11 protein-coding genes and 1 pseudogene are annotated in these 15,443 nt (G+C 54.5%); 11 read left to right on the top strand and 1 reads right to left on the bottom strand.

The features are described from left to right. The first annotated feature begins 15 nt into the window (after nucleotides 1-15). Both ACM1ZW_RS21310 and ACM1ZW_RS21305 read left to right on the top strand, forming a co-directional pair. The gene (locus ACM1ZW_RS21310; RefSeq protein ID WP_017337997.1) at nucleotides 16-957 is read left to right on the top strand and encodes an alpha/beta fold hydrolase; all 942 of its coding nucleotides are present in this window, start codon (nucleotides 16-18) and stop codon (nucleotides 955-957) included. 126 nt (nucleotides 958-1,083) lie between these two features. Continuing rightward, nucleotides 1,084-2,463: a VOC family protein gene (locus ACM1ZW_RS21305; protein ID WP_416739287.1), complete on the top strand. Its 1,380-nt coding sequence runs from the start codon at nucleotides 1,084-1,086 to the stop codon at nucleotides 2,461-2,463. A 96-nt stretch (nucleotides 2,464-2,559) separates the two neighbouring features. Here ACM1ZW_RS21305 and ACM1ZW_RS21300 read toward each other — a convergent pair whose 3' ends face one another. Next, on the bottom strand, nucleotides 2,560-3,237 hold the full coding sequence (locus ACM1ZW_RS21300; RefSeq protein ID WP_414878885.1) for a type 1 glutamine amidotransferase domain-containing protein: 678 nt from the start codon (nucleotides 3,235-3,237) through the stop codon (nucleotides 2,560-2,562). A gap of 410 nt (nucleotides 3,238-3,647) precedes the next feature. Between ACM1ZW_RS21300 and ACM1ZW_RS21295 the strand changes: the two genes are divergently transcribed. The 9 genes and pseudogenes from ACM1ZW_RS21295 (at nucleotide 3,648) to ACM1ZW_RS21255 (ending at nucleotide 15,223) form a co-directional block, all read left to right on the top strand. Further along, nucleotides 3,648-4,163, top strand: coding sequence for an Hcp family type VI secretion system effector (locus ACM1ZW_RS21295; RefSeq protein WP_007919523.1), 516 nt, complete (start codon nucleotides 3,648-3,650; stop codon nucleotides 4,161-4,163). 127 nt (nucleotides 4,164-4,290) lie between these two features. Further along, nucleotides 4,291-6,333: a type VI secretion system tip protein VgrG gene (tssI, locus tag ACM1ZW_RS21290; protein ID WP_052909695.1), complete on the top strand. Its 2,043-nt coding sequence runs from the start codon at nucleotides 4,291-4,293 to the stop codon at nucleotides 6,331-6,333. Further along, a complete protein-coding gene (locus ACM1ZW_RS21285) occupies nucleotides 6,326-7,225 on the top strand; it encodes a DUF4123 domain-containing protein (protein ID WP_416739286.1) in 900 nt (299 codons plus the stop codon). Before tssI ends, ACM1ZW_RS21285 begins: the two co-directional genes overlap by 8 nt. Next, nucleotides 7,222-10,542, top strand: coding sequence for a toxin VasX (locus ACM1ZW_RS21280; protein ID WP_416739285.1), 3,321 nt, complete (start codon nucleotides 7,222-7,224; stop codon nucleotides 10,540-10,542). The genes ACM1ZW_RS21285 and ACM1ZW_RS21280 overlap by 4 nt, the downstream gene beginning before the upstream one ends. A 36-nt stretch (nucleotides 10,543-10,578) precedes the next feature. Beyond that, a complete protein-coding gene (locus ACM1ZW_RS21275; RefSeq protein WP_416739284.1) occupies nucleotides 10,579-11,673 on the top strand; it encodes a hypothetical protein in 1,095 nt (364 codons plus the stop codon). Between the two features lie 59 nt (nucleotides 11,674-11,732). After that, a pseudogene (tssD, locus tag ACM1ZW_RS21270) lies at nucleotides 11,733-11,912 on the top strand (type VI secretion system tube protein TssD); the annotation flags it as partial. 288 nt (nucleotides 11,913-12,200) lie between these two features. Further along, a complete protein-coding gene (locus tag ACM1ZW_RS21265; RefSeq protein WP_416739283.1) occupies nucleotides 12,201-13,115 on the top strand; it encodes a hypothetical protein in 915 nt (304 codons plus the stop codon). A gap of 75 nt (nucleotides 13,116-13,190) precedes the next feature. Then, a complete protein-coding gene (locus ACM1ZW_RS21260) occupies nucleotides 13,191-14,294 on the top strand; it encodes a DUF6708 domain-containing protein (RefSeq protein WP_416739282.1) in 1,104 nt (367 codons plus the stop codon). After that, the gene (locus ACM1ZW_RS21255; RefSeq protein WP_416739281.1) at nucleotides 14,291-15,223 is read left to right on the top strand and encodes a hypothetical protein; all 933 of its coding nucleotides are present in this window, start codon (nucleotides 14,291-14,293) and stop codon (nucleotides 15,221-15,223) included. The genes ACM1ZW_RS21260 and ACM1ZW_RS21255 overlap by 4 nt, the downstream gene beginning before the upstream one ends. The last annotated feature ends 220 nt before the right edge of the window (nucleotides 15,224-15,443 follow it).

The following is a 15,443-nucleotide window of genomic DNA, read 5'->3' as shown; positions in this document are numbered from 1 at the left end:
GAAGGGAGACGCCTGATGCTTTTGTTGGTTGTCGCAATCGCGGTTTTCGTGGCCTGGAGCTGGTTGAGCTACCCGGCCATCGGTCACTGGCTCTATGACTTGAACATGGCGGCCGAAGCCAGGCTGTATCGGCTGCACAAGATCGTCGTGCCGATTGCCGAAATGACCGTTTCGACCTGGCAAGGCGGACCGTACGAAGCCTCAAGCAGCGTGCTGATGCTGCACGGCTACAGCGCTGACAAGAACATCTGGCTGCGCTTCGCCCGGCATTTCGTCGGCACTTACCGGGTCATCATCCCCGACATCGCCGGGCATGGCGAAACCGGCTTCAAGGCCGGCGGTGGTTATGACATTCCCTTGCAGGCAAAGCGGATGATCCAGTTGCTTGATGTCTGCGGCGTCGAGAAGGTGCATGTGATCGGCAACTCGATGGGCGGCTACATGGCGGCGTGGCTCGCGGCGACTTACCCGGACCGCATCGCCTCGGTTGCCCTGATCGACCCGGCCGGTGTCACCGCGCCCGAAATCAGTGACCTGGAACGCCATCTGGCCAAGGGCCACAACCCGTTCCTGATTAACTCCCGGGAAGAATTCCGGCGCTTCTACGCCATGACCATGGCCGAGCCGCCATGGGTGCCCGGCGTGGTGCTGGACGCCATCGCCCAGCGTTATGAACAGTCTCGGGATGAATTGGAAGAAATCTTCAGGGACTTCCGTGCCAGCCCGCCAATGGAGCCGAAGCTGCCCGACATCAAATGCCCGGCGCTGTTGCTGTGGGGGCGCAAGGACCGCTTGATCGACGTCAGCAGCGTGGCGATCTGGAGCAAAGGCATCGAAGACCTGCGGGTGGAAATCTGGGAAGGTGTCGGCCATATGCCGATGGTCGAGGCACCGGCGGGTACGGCGCGGCTGTATCGTGAGTTTTTGGCATCCCAGCGCACTCAACTCCACGTGTAACACCTGCCAGGCTGGCTATAGCAGTCCTTTGCAGAATGAAGTCCGTAAGATTCTTCGTTTGTCGGCGCCGCTGAAGGCTGCGATCTTTTCCCCCATCCTTCACGTCACCGCGCCTGGAATTTTTTCATGAGCCACCCAAGCTTTGTCAGCCCTGACCTGATCCGCCAACGCTTCTCCAAAGCGATGTCCGACATGTACCGCGAAGAAGTGCCGCTGTACGGCGCGTTGATGGAACTGGTGGAACAGACCAACCGCCATGTGCTGGACAGCGAACCGCAGATCGCCCGGCAGTTGAACAGCACGGGCGAAATCCAGCGCCTGGACCTGGAGCGCCATGGCGCCATTCGCGTCGGCACGGCCGCTGAACTGGCGACTCTCGCCCGACTGTTCGCGGTGATGGGCATGCAGCCCGTTGGCTACTACGACTTGACCCCGGCCGGCGTACCGGTGCACTCCACGGCGTTCCGCGCGGTGCATGAGGCCGCGTTGCAGGTCAGCCCGTTTCGGGTGTTTACCTCGCTGCTGCGTCTGGAGTTGATCGAAGACCCGGAACTGCGTGCCTTTGCCCAATCGGTGCTGGATAAGCGCTCGATCTTCACGCCCGCTGCGCTGACCCTCATCGAACGCGCCGAGTCCGAGGGAGGCCTCACCGAACAAGAGGCGCAGGAGTTCGTTCTGCAGGCGCTGGAAACCTTCCGTTGGCACCACAGCGCCACGGTCACCGCCGAGCAATACCGGAAACTCAGCGCCCAGCATCGCCTGATCGCCGATGTCGTGGCGTTCAAGGGCCCGCATATCAACCACCTGACGCCGCGCACCCTGGACATCGACATTGTGCAGGCGCAAATGCCCGCCCACGGCATCACCCCCAAAGCGGTGATCGAAGGCCCGCCCCGCCGTCAGTGTCCGATCCTGCTGCGCCAGACCAGTTTCAAGGCGCTGGACGAACCCGTTGCCTTCACCGATCAAGCCGAAAGTCACGGCAGCCACAGTGCCCGGTTCGGCGAGATCGAGCAGCGCGGTGCCGCGCTCACGCCCAAAGGTCGGGCGCTTTATGACCGTTTGCTCAACGCTGCCCGTGACGAACTCAAGGACTTCCCCAACGAAGCCAACGCCGCACGCTACAACGCGCTGATGACGCAGCACTTCAGCGAATTTCCTGACACCATTGAGGGAATGCGTCAGCAGGAACTGGCGTATTTTCGCTATTTCGTTACGGAAAAAGGCCAAGGGGCGGAAGCGCTTAAGTCTTCGTCGCTGGAAGATTTGCTCAGCGGCGGTTATTTGCGGGTTGAACCACTGGTTTACGAAGATTTCCTGCCCGTCAGCGCAGCGGGGATTTTTCAGTCAAACCTGGGGGATGCGGCGCAGGCCCACTATGGCGAGCACTCGAATCGGCAAGCGTTCGAGAAGGCCCTTGGGCGATCGACCATCGATGAGTTGGGGTTGTATGCCGAGACGCAGCGGCGTTCGATCGAAGCGTGTTTTGCAGCGTTGAACAATTGAGTCATTAACAATGCAAAAAAGATCGCAGCCCGCGGCAGCTCCTACAGAGGAATGTGGATTCCTGTAGGAACTGCCGCAGGCTGCGATCTTTTGATCCTATTTCAACTTCGCCAACAACGCTTCCGCCGTGGCCTCGGACGACGCCGGATTCTGACCCGTCAGCAGCAGACCATCGGTCACCACATAACTCGCCCAGTCATCGCCCTTGGAATAAATCCCGCCCTTCTCCTTGAGCATGTCCTCCACCAGAAACGGCACAACGTTCGTCAGTTGCACCGCCTCCTCCTCGGAGTTGGTGAAACCCGTCACCCGCTTGCCCTTGACCAGCGGCTGACCATCCGCACCCTTGACGTGACGCAACACGCCCGGCGCGTGACAGACCGCCGCCACCGGTTTGCCTGCCTTGTACAGCGCCTCGATCAACGCGATCGAGTTATTGTCTTCGGCCAGATCCCACAACGGGCCATGGCCGCCCGGATAGAAAACCGCATCGTAATCGTCAGCCCTCACACTGCTCAGCAGCGCGGTCGATGCCAATGCCGACTGGGCCGCGGAGTCTTTGCGGAAGCGATCGGTCGCCGCGGTTTGCGCGTCCGGCTCGTCGCTCTTAGGGTCCAACGGGGGCTGCCCGCCCTTGGGCGACACCAGCGTCAGCTGAGCGCCAGCATCCTTGAAAGCGAAATACGGTGCGGCGAACTCCTCCAGCCAGAAGCCGGTTTTCTTACCCGTGTCACCCAATTGATCGTGGGATGTCAGAACCATCAGGATTTTCATGTCGCGCTCCTTGAATTCGGAAAATGTTCAGTCACCTCGGCGCTGGGTTTGACCATCAGACTGCGTCGTTCGTTGCACTTTTCACAGAGGCTCTCTGCGTGATGGCCAACCGCCTTGATGCGCAAGAAGTTGCGCAATCGATACGGCGAGACACGTTACTTAAGGGCTGAGCGCCCGACTTTTCAGGCCTTCCGGCCCAGTGCGCAAGAAGTTGCGCAGTGCTGCGCAAGTTCTTGCGCACATTCAGGGGTGAACGTTGCCCGGCAAGCTTTTTCAGTGGCCAATAACATACATAACACACTGATTTATATAACTTTAGTCGTTTATGGCACGGACCTTGATAACAGTCATGCACCCACCGGGCGATATCGCCTCCCGGGCACCTCACTTATTCAGCAAGGAGAGCATCCATGGCAACACCAGCGTACATGTCCGTCACTGGCGAAAAACAAGGCCTGATCACTGCCGGCGCATTCACCGCCGACTCGGTTGGCAACACCTACCAGGAAGGTCACGAAGACCAGGTCATGGTTCAGGCTTTCAGCCACGACGTGATCATCCCGCGCGACCCGCAATCCGGCCAGCCGACCGGTCAGCGCGTACACAAGCCAGTCGTGATCACCAAGGTCTACGACAAGGCCTCGCCACTGCTGCAGGCGGCTCTGACCTCCGGCGAGCGCATGAGCGAAATCGTTATCCAGTGGTTCCGTACTTCGGCTCAAGGTACTCAAGAGCACTACTACACCACCAAACTGGAAGACGCCATCATCGTCGCCATCAACAACAAAATGCACAACTGCCAGGATCCAGGCAACTCGCACTTCACCCACCTGGAAGAAGTGCAGTTCACCTATCGCAAAATCACCTGGACCCACGAAGTATCCGGTACTTCGGGTTCCGATGACTGGCGTGCTCCAGTCGTTTAATTACGGCTGATCGTTGCAAACATCGGCCAGCTCTGCTGGTCGATGTTGTTTACGCCCCTCCAGAATTTCGCGTGCGTTGATCCGCCTTGCGGTCGACGAACGCCGCAGTGCACACGAGGAACAAGGGATGTTCGCGCCGGCCAATCAGACTCACTTTGCCCTGACCATCGAAGGTCTTTCCAACGACTTCCAGGTCCTGTCCCTGCAAGGTCGGGAAGCCATCAGCCAGCCGTTTGTGTTTGAGGTGGAACTGGTCAGCGAAAAGCCGTCCCTGGACCTCGAGACCCTGCTGCACAAACCGGCCTTTTTGCAGCTCTCGCCCGACGGCAGCGGCATTCATGGCCAGATCTATCGCGCCGCCCAGGGGGATTCCGGCAAGCGCCTGACCCGCTACGCGGTGACCCTGCGCCCGCAACTGTCCTACCTGGCGCATCGCATCAACCAGCGCATCTTCCAGAACCTCACGGTGCCGAAAATCATCGGCCAGGTCCTCGAAGAACATGGCATCCAGAGCAATGCCTACGCATTCAAGGTCGGGGCGATTTATCCTGAACGCATCTACTGCGTTCAGTACGATGAATCGGACCTGCAGTTCATCCAGCGCCTGTGCGAGGAAGAAGGTATCCACTACCACTTCCAGCACAGCGCCACGGCCCACAAACTGGTGTTCGGCGATGACCAGACGGTGTTCCCGAAACTCGCGCCGGTGGCCTATCAGCAAGACTCCGGCATGGTCGCCAACGACCCGGTGATCAAACGCTTCGACCTGCGCCTGGAAACCCGCACCAGCCGCATCACCCGCCGCGACTACGACTTCGAAAAACCGCGCATCACCCTCGAAAGCGAAAACCGCGGCGACGCCCTGCCCGATCTCGAAGACTACGACTATCCCGGTCGTTTCATCGACCGCGAACGCGGCAAGCACCTGGCCAAACGCGCCCTCGAACGCCACCGCAGCGACTTCCAGCTGGCCGAAGGCAAAAGCGATCAGCCGTTGCTGGTCAGCGGCCACTTCCTGGCCCTGACCCAACACCCGAAAGCCAAATGGAACGACCTGTGGCTGCTGACCGAAGTCCTGCACGAAGGCAAACAGCCGCAAGTGCTGGAAGAGTCGGTCACCAGCAGCACCACCAACCTGAAAGACGATTTCCACCAGGGTTATCGCAACCGCTTCCAGGCCACGCCGTGGGACGTGCCGAATCGCCCACCGCTGACGCAGAAAAAACCGCGCATCCTCGGCAGCCAGAGTGCGGTGGTCACCGGCCCCAAAGGTGAAGAGATCCACTGCGACCAGTACGGCCGCGTCAAAGTGCAATTCCACTGGGACCGCGAAGGTCAGGCCGACGACAAGACCAGCTGCTGGCTGCGCGTCTCCTCTGCCTGGGCCGGCGCACACTACGGTGGCATCGCCATCCCACGGATCGGCATGGAAGTGCTCGTCACTTTCCTTGAAGGCGACCCCGACCAGCCGCTGATCAGCGGCTGCCTGTACCACAAGGAAAACGTCGTCCCGTACGCCCTGCCGGCGAACAAGACCCGCACCACCTTCAAAACCCTCAGCTCACCGGGCGGCGCAGGCTTCAACGAACTGCGCATCGAAGACAAGAAAGGCCAGGAACAGATCTTCCTCCACGCCCAGCGCGACTGGGACGAAAACGTCGAACACGACCAGAAAATCCGCGTCGGCAACGAACGCCACGACACCGTCGAGAAAAACAGCTACAGCGAATTCAAGGCTGAAGAACACCACACCGTTTATGAAGACCGCAAAGTCGAAGCCCGCGCCAACGACCACCTGACAGTGGGCGTGAACCAGCACATCAAGATCGGCACCGGGCAATTCATCGATGCGGGCCAGGAAATCCACCTGAGCAGCGGCATGAAAGTGGTGCTTGAAGCCGGGAGCGAATTGACACTCATTGGTGGCGGCAGCTTCATCAAGATCGATGCGGGCGGCGTGACCCTGAGCGGGCCGGTGATCAACATGAACTCCGGTGGAGGGCCGGGCAGCGGAACGGGAGCGGCGCCGTTGTTGCCGGGGGTGTTGAAGCAGGCGGATGCGGATAAGGCTGGGCAATTGTTGGTACCGGCACAGCGACAAGCGTTGATGCAGAAGAAGCCGATCTGCGCAATCTGCGAGAAGGCCAAACTGGAGGCGCAAAATGCTTAAGTCCGACTGGCCGCTGGAGATCGGATTACCTCAAGGCCTGCCGTGGAATGGCACCGTCGGTTTGCTGCTGGATGGCGTCAGCGTCGAAAAACTGCCCCAGCACCTTTATCAATGGTCGGACGATCCGGTGTTCGAGCCACTCTACCTCGGCACTCAGTGGGCCGAGTTGGGCGATCTCTCACCGTGCCTTGTCCGGATAAACACCCAGAACAATCCCATCCTCGCGAAGTTTCTGGCTGAACCCCGCCAAGAGTGGGGCTACCTGGTGTTCAGCGATCAACCCTGGGCGCAAATGGTCGAGCATTTCCGCTGGCTGACCAGCGTCATGCACCCTCAGGGTGAAGAGGTCCTGCTGCGCGTCGCCGACCCTGCCGTAGCCCACGCGTTGCTCAGCCACGCCGAGAGCATCAAGGACCCTACCCTGTTCGGCCCGTGCTCACAGATCGTCACCGCCGACGCGGCGCTGGGCTGCTGGCACATCAACCAGCGACCGGGCAAAGCCTCCGAAGCCAACTACAGCAAACGCTACCGCTTGAGCGACGAGCAACTCAGCCAACTGGACGAAGTGAATTTCCGCAGCATCGTCGTGCGCCTCGACCAACACATGCACGAATACTTTCCGTCCTATCAGGCACAATTGACGCCGTTGCAGCGCTGGGAACACCTGCACGCATTGGCATCGACCTCGTACGACCGCGGCTTCAACACCGAACTCGACATCACTCTTTACGCCAACATTCACGGGTTCCTCGGCGAGCGAGCGCTGGAGGAGCATCCGGACCTGGATGCAATACTCAAGACCCCGTCGGAACAAACGTCCGCTCAGCGACTCGAACGGGTCGCTGATATTGCCCAGGAACGGGCTGAAACCCTGCACAGGAGCCAAGGATGACCACGCCAACATCGGCCGGCAAAAGCCCGAACAACGTTGCAAAAAGCAAGGACGACGGCAAGTGCGCCATGGGCGGCTGCCCCCTGATGAAGGCCAAGATCCAGCTCATCCCTCTGCGTTACGGTCTAGTCGAACGACTCGACCCATCCAGCGCACTGGCGATGCCGTACAAAACCGCTTCACGCCCACTGGGCATTCGCTTGATTCGCGACGGCTGGCTCTACGTCATCGTCGACAAGAAACCTCAAGCCGTCATGCACGAATACCGAATCCAGAACGGCATCGTGACCCAACTGCTGTGGGAAAAAGGCGAAATCACCGCCAACAAACGCGAAAGCAACGTGGGCGAAGCCGTGCTGGTCTTCCCGCGTTTGAGCAAGCTCTACGTCAACTACTCCGAAGTGCAATGGACCGCCGCCAAATGCGCGCAGGTCATCAAGCACAAGTCCGAGCGTGAATACTTCATGCAGGCAGTGGACCTGACCAGGGCCGATCCGGAGAAAGGTGCGGCTAATCTGCTGACCCCGAGTCAGGCGCAAAAGTGGATTGCGGAGGTTGCGGAGCAGCCGAGTAAAGAGCCGGCGATAACGGGTGCCAAGCCTGAGGAAAGCAAAGACTATCTCTGGGAACAAACACCTCACTTCAAGAAAACCCAGTTGGGTGCGCTCAAAAAGCAAGTTAAGTCGGAAAACGAGCATGACCATCTGTACCTGGTCGTGCAGGATGACTTGGGCGTGCTGCGCGATCTTGCCGAGCATCAGGATTTGGTCACTGGCTGGATCAGTGACTGGAGTGACGCTGAAGCCAATCAAAAAAAGTATGTGTTTGGCTGTTATATCGAATCGTTGTACACCGTAACCGGCGAAACCATTCTGAATGCCGCCCAAGGCGACCCACGTTTTGCCAAACTCAAGGACGAAACAAGCGAAGAGCAACGGCAATCCATCGTCGACTACGTCAACGTTAAAAATCAAACCCAGTATTCAGGCGCTGGTACGCATCGTGGGGCTATTGCAGCTTCAAAGTCGCGGATGCGTACGAGTCTTGGGCCTTTGCATTCCAAGTACGAAGACCTGATCGAGACTATCGAAGACAATGCTGATGACGCGCTCGACGGCGCGAAAATGGGACAACAGGGCATCAACGATCTGATTGATCGGCCCGCTATGGAAGCCTTTCTGAAACAGCAACGCGCCCAACTCAGTCGTTGGAACAAACGGCTGGACCTGATCAGTGACGATCGCGCAAATCTGATCAGTGAAGAACGCTTCCAACGCTCAGCCTGGTATTTCGATCCCAAATTTGGCGATCAACTCGACACAACTCTCGCTACTGAATATGCCTGTATGAGAGACATTTGCCGGACAGACAAAGCGACTGAAAAGCTTGCCGATCTGATCGAGAAACAGCCGGGTTTTACCGTACCAACCTTCTTCACATTGAGCTTGACTGATCAGAAGGACATGCACGCAAAGGTCACATCGTTCATCAAGTCCCTGCGCGATACCTATATGGCCAAGGACGACTATCAGGGTGCGCAGGCACTCAGCGGAAAATTTGGCAATTTGCTCACGCAGAATCTCGCAGCAGCAATGCAATTGAGTGAAAACGGCATTGTGCTCGGTCAGTTGCGCGACACGGCGTATGAGCCGGCAAAGCAATTGCGCCTGGCAGGAGCGCTGGATGAGGCAATGCAAGCGCTACGCAGTGGCCAGCCGCTAGATCCAGCAAAAGTATTGCGCCGAATTCCTGGCTCGGCCTGGATAGATGTTCTGCGAGCCTTCGGTAAGGGAGGTATTACGTTGGAGTTTGCCTCTGCGAATCAAATTGCCACGTTCAAAGCTGATATAGCCAAACTGACAGATCTGCGCCAGCAAATGACCTCGCTGAAAAATCAGATTCGGCAAACCCTGGCTGATGAACGTAAAGGAAGGTCACCAAAAGGCGGTTACAAAACCTTGGTATCTCGCCGCAAAGCCATTCAACAGACTGTCGCTCCCCTTGAAGGACGGATAGCTCAGGCCATGAGTCCTGTTGGTGACGGACCGGGCAAGGCTGCCTTCAAGATTAAAGGGCTTAACAATGCTCAGGTGCTTGAGTTTGAGCGGATGGCCGATGACTATCGGCTCAAGCGTCCTTCCAAGGGAATAAGCAAGGCGGTTTTCGCATCAGCTGGAGGGGATTTGTTTTCTTCAGCTGCAGCGGCTCTGCAAATCATCAGCTTTGCGACTGTTTATGGTGAATTTGCTAGAAAAAAAGAGGCGGATTTCTCCGATAAGTTGACTGTAGCAAATGCTCTTTTTTCAATGTTTGGGGGGGCAATTGCCGCGGCCCAAGGAATTGCCATTACTGGCCTTTCTGTCGCAATTGAAAACTATGCGAGTGCCGCAGCTAAAATCGGATTAGCCTCCAAGTTAGGCAAAATTACAGGCGTATTGGGGCCGTTTTCATACCTTTTTGGCGCTATTGCCGCAGGCACCGGTTTGTACGGTGAAAAAGGGTCTGCCGCAAGGTGGACCGAAGCTTTACGGTCAGGCGATGGCGCCAAGCTAGCTGGGGCTAGCATGACGCTGGCTGGAGACTCCGGCCAACTAGTTGTCAATGGCTGGGCAACCGCACGAACAGTTCAATACACTTTTGAAGCTATGACGAATGTAAGCCAGGCGCGCGCTCTTGCGTGGGTTACGGCTGGTGGTAAGTTGCTCAGCGTCGCCGCACGTGCCAACCTGATTGGCCTAGTCCTGACAGGCCTCCAATTAGGTGGTGAATGGCTATACAACCGTAATAATAAGACCGAACTGGATAAATGGCTGCTTAAAGGTCCTTGGGGCAAGCAGAGCGAAAACCGAAGTCTTGCGGAGGAGCGTTTGATGTTAGCAAATATTACTGCCGCTCCGCAGATAGCCCTACAACAAGTAAACAGCAAGCCAATGGCCGTCTTGAGCGTGCCGGGGATGACAGCCAATGATCTAGAAGATGTCAGTCTCGGCCTCAGTGCTTACTGGCTAACTAACCAACAGCGCAATGACTGGGAAGCGTGGAGCGAACCATTGCTGTATCAACTCAATCTGCTAGGTGCTCCGGGCGAACCTCTTAAGCTCGGCTTGGAAATATTCCAACACGAAGCTAACGCCCAGCATGGCCTTGCCGTCGTTTTACGCTACCACCCCGTAGCCGGTGATAAATCTTTCCGAGAGAAGCGATTCGAAACCACGACCCTAAACGCGCAGAATGGCAAGCTGCTTCAATCAGTATCTGTGTTAAGGACGCGTACCACGAATGCCCCTTGGTTGCTAGTAACTAGCGACTCCCTGTAGTTGCCTAAACCGCCTACATTTTTTCGGTTGAATTGCATGCCATCCAAACCTGAACAGCAAGTCGAACTTGACCTCAAAAATCACCGCCCCACGGCGGGTGAAACTCGTCGTTTTGCCACAGGTGAAGCATTATTTTTCTCACCGCTGCCAGTTCCGACCGGGGAAATCCCAATGGATCTCGGCGGAAGTTTTGTTGAAGTCAACGACACCTATCTGGACTTGGGTAGCAGCAATCTCACCAAGTCTTTCCAAGCACGATTAGCTGTGTCACTCCCAACAGTCGTAGTTATCGTTTGTCTATTTGTTCTCCCAACATTGATGGGCTTCGCAGCATTCATAAACCCATTCGGCAGAAGCTTCTGGTTTTACTTCAACGATTTTTTTGAGTTCGGAATATCACTAGCGCTCTGGTGTGGAGGGGGAGCAGCGCTGATTGGCCTGTACGCGATTATCAGCACCACAAGGAACAAAGCCCGCGCCAGACCCATCCGATTTAACCGTCAACGCCGAGAGGTCTGTTTCTTCCCGAATGGCTCCGACGAAGCCGTGATCCAGCCTTGGGAAGACACGGTTGCGTGGATCTCAGTCAGCACCGGATTCACTGGAGTAGGCGTAATCAGTAGCTACACCTTTGGCATGGCCCTAGATAATCCCAAGGCCGATACAGTGCACTTTCTCACACAGGAGGTCATGACTCCTGTTCATGGACTAGGCAAATGGGAAGCCATACGTGTCTATATGGAAAAAGGACCGGAGTTTTGCCCTGGCAAAGCACCGTACGAGGGTCGCCACACCTTCGATAAAGAACGACAAGACATGCACGAGGAATACCAGCACAACGAACGTTCCGCATTAGGAGTTGGTTGGTGGTACCTGACACACATGATCACTTGGTGGCGCTTTCCATACTGGGTGGCGGAGTGGGACCATCGTTTCAGTATGAAGTCTCTACCTGATTCCATTGCTGAGTGGTCCAAACCTCTTCCGTCTGAACAATGGGCCAAGCCAAGCCCAGCGCTTAAAGAGCAAAGCTCGAAAATCGAAAAAGCCTTTGCTCAAGGGCAGGATTTTATGACGTACTTCAAGGCAAACCTAAACGAAAGCAAGACAGAAGAATCATCAAATAGCTGAGCTATATGATTGCCAAAAATCAGGTGGCCCGATAACCGTTAGATCAAGTCTGAGCTTTTACAAAACTGGAAGACGCCATCATCGTCGCCATCAACAACAAAATGCACAACTGCCAGGATCCGTCGAACTCGCACTTCACCCACTTGGAAGAAGTACAGTTCACCTACCGCAAAATCACCTGGACCCACGAAGTATCCGGTACTTCGGGTTCCGATGACTGGCGTCTGCCGATCGCCTAAGTCAGGCTGACCGTCACAAGCATCGGCCAGCTCTATAATCTTCGAAGGGGAAGAGGTTTGGGGAGGGATTTTCGGCTATGGAGGAAAGCGTGAAAAAGTCAAATGGACCGGAAATAGCTTCGACCGACACGAAGGTACACGTGTAAAAACAGAAGCCGGTGTCGCAACGTACAGACGCGTCTACCATACGGATCGAGAAGGTAGAGCATTGAATAGCATTAGCGGCAAACTGTCCTACTCACCGATGGAGGGGATGACCCTACCCTCCATCGAAATTAAGGATATAGCATGGCTTTGAAAGATATCATTCAAGAAGCGCGTACCAAATATGGCGAAGCGTCCAGTGTGGTTCTGACGGCAAATGAGTCCACCGGGCAAGCTCCGATGGAACTCTTTATTACGGATGAACATACAGAAAACTATTTATCACTAAAAACCAGCGCAGATACTGATCGTGGTCTGATCACTGGGCTGATGGCCCTAGGAGCTGTTCCTTGCCTGCTCATGGCTATTTGGTTTTTTTCTATAGGAAAAATTGAAGGTGGAGTAAACGGCCTTTTAGTTGGTCTGCCAATGCTTCTGATTCCATTTTTCTGGGAAATTCTCCGCCCGCTCCCTCTACCGGTATTATTTAATCGGCGCACTAAAGAGATTTATTTCGACAATAACGGCGAACTTTTTCACTCACCTTGGAATGTAGCCCAAGCAGTTGCTTGCGAATTTCAGATGGTCGGACCTTTTACAGCAGGAATAAACAATGCATCTCTTGAAGTGGTCGTCCAGCAATTTGACAATCCTCAGAGCATGCTCATGGTCAGTCTTGGCAGCCCCACAGGAAAAACACTGAACATGCAAAAAGGATTTTGGGAATACATCCGATCCTACATGAATAACGGGCCTTGGTTTGACAAAACCGGTGCTCACAGCGAGTCTGACGAGTTCGTTAAAAGCCAGCTAGAAGCAAATTTAAAGCAATCTGAATTTCTAAAACACACACGTCAGACTATTGCAGAAAAAAAATCCGCCTCCACAGGAAAAAACTACCTTAGCGGTATCGATTTCTTAATGCTTTCAGCAAACTTATTCTTTTATCCTTCAAGCCGTATTCAAGACTTTACCTACAACATTGCCAAACGTAGGCCCCGTAATCGCTGGCCGAAAATCGTACTTGAGCGTTTGCAGTCAGATGGGCCAACTACGTAATTGACTAATATTGAGAAAAGGACATAAAAATTAAGCGACGCTATGTAGTTATCCAACTTTTCGATTGAGTTTTGCATGCCATCAAAACCTGAACAGCAGGTCGAACTTGACCTCAGAAATCACCGACCCATGGCGGGTGACACTCGTCGCTTTGCCACAGGTGAAGCATTATTCCTCTCTCCGCTTCCGGTACCAACGGGCAACGCGCCTATGGACTTGGGCGGAAGCTTTGTTGAGGTGAATGACACATTCCTTGACGTAGGCAGTAGTAATTTCGGCAAGGCTTTCCAAGCTAGGGCAATGATAGGGCTCGGTATGATGTTCATTTTCTCATGCCTGATTGTTCTGCCTTTGCTTGCAGGATCTACTACTTGGGGAAATCCATTTTCCGAGTCCTTTTGGGACAGAACGGCAGGCATGTTCCATTTCGGTGTGACCTTTAGTATTTGGGGGGGAGGAATAGCGGCGCTCCTGGGTACTTACGTTATCTTGAGCACTACCAGAGCGAAGTCCCGCACCCGCCCTATTCGATTCAACCGCCAACGGCGTGAAATCTGTTTCTTCCCCGAAGGTTCCGACGTCCCCGTCATTCAACCATGGGAAGAGACAGTATCTTGGCTCTCAATCAGTACAGGTGTTACTGGAGTGGGAGTGACAAGCGCCTATACCTTTGGTATGGCGTTCGACGACTCCAAAACGGACGTAGTGCACTTTGTTAGACAAGGGGTAATGACTCCTGCTCATGGCTTGGGTAAGTGGGAAGCCATACGTGTTTACATGGAAAAAGGTCCGGAGTTTTGCCCTGGCAAAGCACCCTACGAGGGTCGCCACACCTTCGATAAAAAACGACAAGACATGCACGAGGAATACCAGCACAACGAACGCTCCGCTTTAGGAGTTGGTTGGTGGTACCTGACACACCTGATCACCTGGTGGCGTTTTCCGTACTGGGTTGCGGAATGGGACCATCGTTTCAGCATGAAATCTCTACCTGAATCCATTGCAGAGTGGTCAAAATCTTTACCGACTGACCAGTGGGCCAAGCCAAGCCAAGCTTTGAAAGAGCAAAGCGCCAAGATCGAAAAGGCCTTTGCTCAGGGGCAAGATTTCATGACGTACTTCAAAGCCAACCTCAGCAAAACCGAGGCAAAAGAGTCAACAGATAGTTCGGTATTATGAACGTAGATATCAAACAGTCCGGTGGACTCGACCATGCAACTGTCCGGACAGTTCTTAGTGCAGATCAGCCAACAGGCAAGGCTCCTTTAGAGCTATTCATTACCGATGAGCACACCGAAAATTATCTCACATTGAAAATGATCGGCGATGCTGAACGGGGTGCTATGACAGGCATGCTTGCAGGCATCGCATCTCCGCTTGGCCTGCTTCTGTCAATATGGATGACGATGGAAGGTGAATGGGCGCTGGCAGCTTTGTCTCTCGCCATTGCGACTCCTATGTTTGTAATTCCTTTCTTATTTGAAATTTGTCGACCTCTTCCTCTACCCGTTCTATTCAATCGCCGCACTCGTGAAGTCTACTTTGAAAAAGAAGGCGAACTGTTTCATTCTCCATGGGATGGAATTCAAGCGATGGCATGCGAGTTTCAAATTGTCGGACCCTATACTGGCGGCATTGGAAACACATCTTTAGAAATAATGCTTAATCGTTTTCGCGACCCTGGTAATTCATTAATGATTAGCCTCGGATCACCTATAGGTAAAACCCTGGATATGCAAAAAGGATTTTGGGAATACATACGCGCCTATATGAACAATGGACCATGGTTTGACGAGCGAGGCAATTACAGCGAATCAGATAATTTTGTGAAAAGCCAACTAAACCTAAACACGAAACCATCAAGCTTTCTTGCTCATTGGCGAAAAACCATCGCGGACAAAAAAACTGCAACAAATGGGAAAAACTATCTCAGTGGTATGGACGCGCTCATGCTTCTAGGACACATAATGTTCTATCCTACCCATTGGATTCAGGATTTCACCTATAACATTGCAAAACGTAAGTCTCGTAATCGGTGGCCCACGGTCGTGCTGGAGCGTTTGCAGTCAGATGGTCCCACTACTAGATTGATTGATATTGAGAAGTAGAAGAAAACCAAGAACTTTCGCCGCCCCTGTCTTTTCATGGGTTTTGGATGTCCAAGTGTACAGAATGGCAGGTTGGTTGCTTATGCTATCGAGATAGCATCTCATGCGCTCCCTGCTGTTAACGGGAATTCAAAATGACGCTGGATGATATAGTAAGACAGGCGAAGGCAAAATATGGGTCTTCACCAACCACAACTCTCAGTTTTGATGAGTCCACAGA

It is taken from the genome of Pseudomonas sp. NFX71 (assembly GCF_048079215.1).
In the GTDB taxonomy this organism is placed as follows: domain Bacteria; phylum Pseudomonadota; class Gammaproteobacteria; order Pseudomonadales; family Pseudomonadaceae; genus Aquipseudomonas; species Aquipseudomonas fluorescens_B.
The sequence above is the reverse complement of the archived record's forward strand: the minus strand, read 5'-3'. Positions and strand labels throughout refer to the sequence as shown.

Coding starts and splice junctions, on each gene's coding strand:
- ACM1ZW_RS21275 (WP_416739284.1), top strand. CDS start 10,579: ATGCCATCCAAACCTGAACAGCAAGTCGAACTTGACCTCAAAAATCAC.
- ACM1ZW_RS21305 (WP_416739287.1), top strand. CDS start 1,084: ATGAGCCACCCAAGCTTTGTCAGCCCTGACCTGATCCGCCAACGCTTC.
- ACM1ZW_RS21285 (WP_416739286.1), top strand. CDS start 6,326: ATGCTTAAGTCCGACTGGCCGCTGGAGATCGGATTACCTCAAGGCCTG.
- ACM1ZW_RS21260 (WP_416739282.1), top strand. CDS start 13,191: ATGCCATCAAAACCTGAACAGCAGGTCGAACTTGACCTCAGAAATCAC.
- ACM1ZW_RS21280 (WP_416739285.1), top strand. CDS start 7,222: ATGACCACGCCAACATCGGCCGGCAAAAGCCCGAACAACGTTGCAAAA.
- ACM1ZW_RS21300 (WP_414878885.1), bottom strand. CDS start 3,237: ATGAAAATCCTGATGGTTCTGACATCCCACGATCAATTGGGTGACACG.
- ACM1ZW_RS21295 (WP_007919523.1), top strand. CDS start 3,648: ATGGCAACACCAGCGTACATGTCCGTCACTGGCGAAAAACAAGGCCTG.
- ACM1ZW_RS21310 (WP_017337997.1), top strand. CDS start 16: ATGCTTTTGTTGGTTGTCGCAATCGCGGTTTTCGTGGCCTGGAGCTGG.
- ACM1ZW_RS21265 (WP_416739283.1), top strand. CDS start 12,201: ATGGCTTTGAAAGATATCATTCAAGAAGCGCGTACCAAATATGGCGAA.
- tssI (WP_052909695.1), top strand. CDS start 4,291: ATGTTCGCGCCGGCCAATCAGACTCACTTTGCCCTGACCATCGAAGGT.
- ACM1ZW_RS21255 (WP_416739281.1), top strand. CDS start 14,291: ATGAACGTAGATATCAAACAGTCCGGTGGACTCGACCATGCAACTGTC.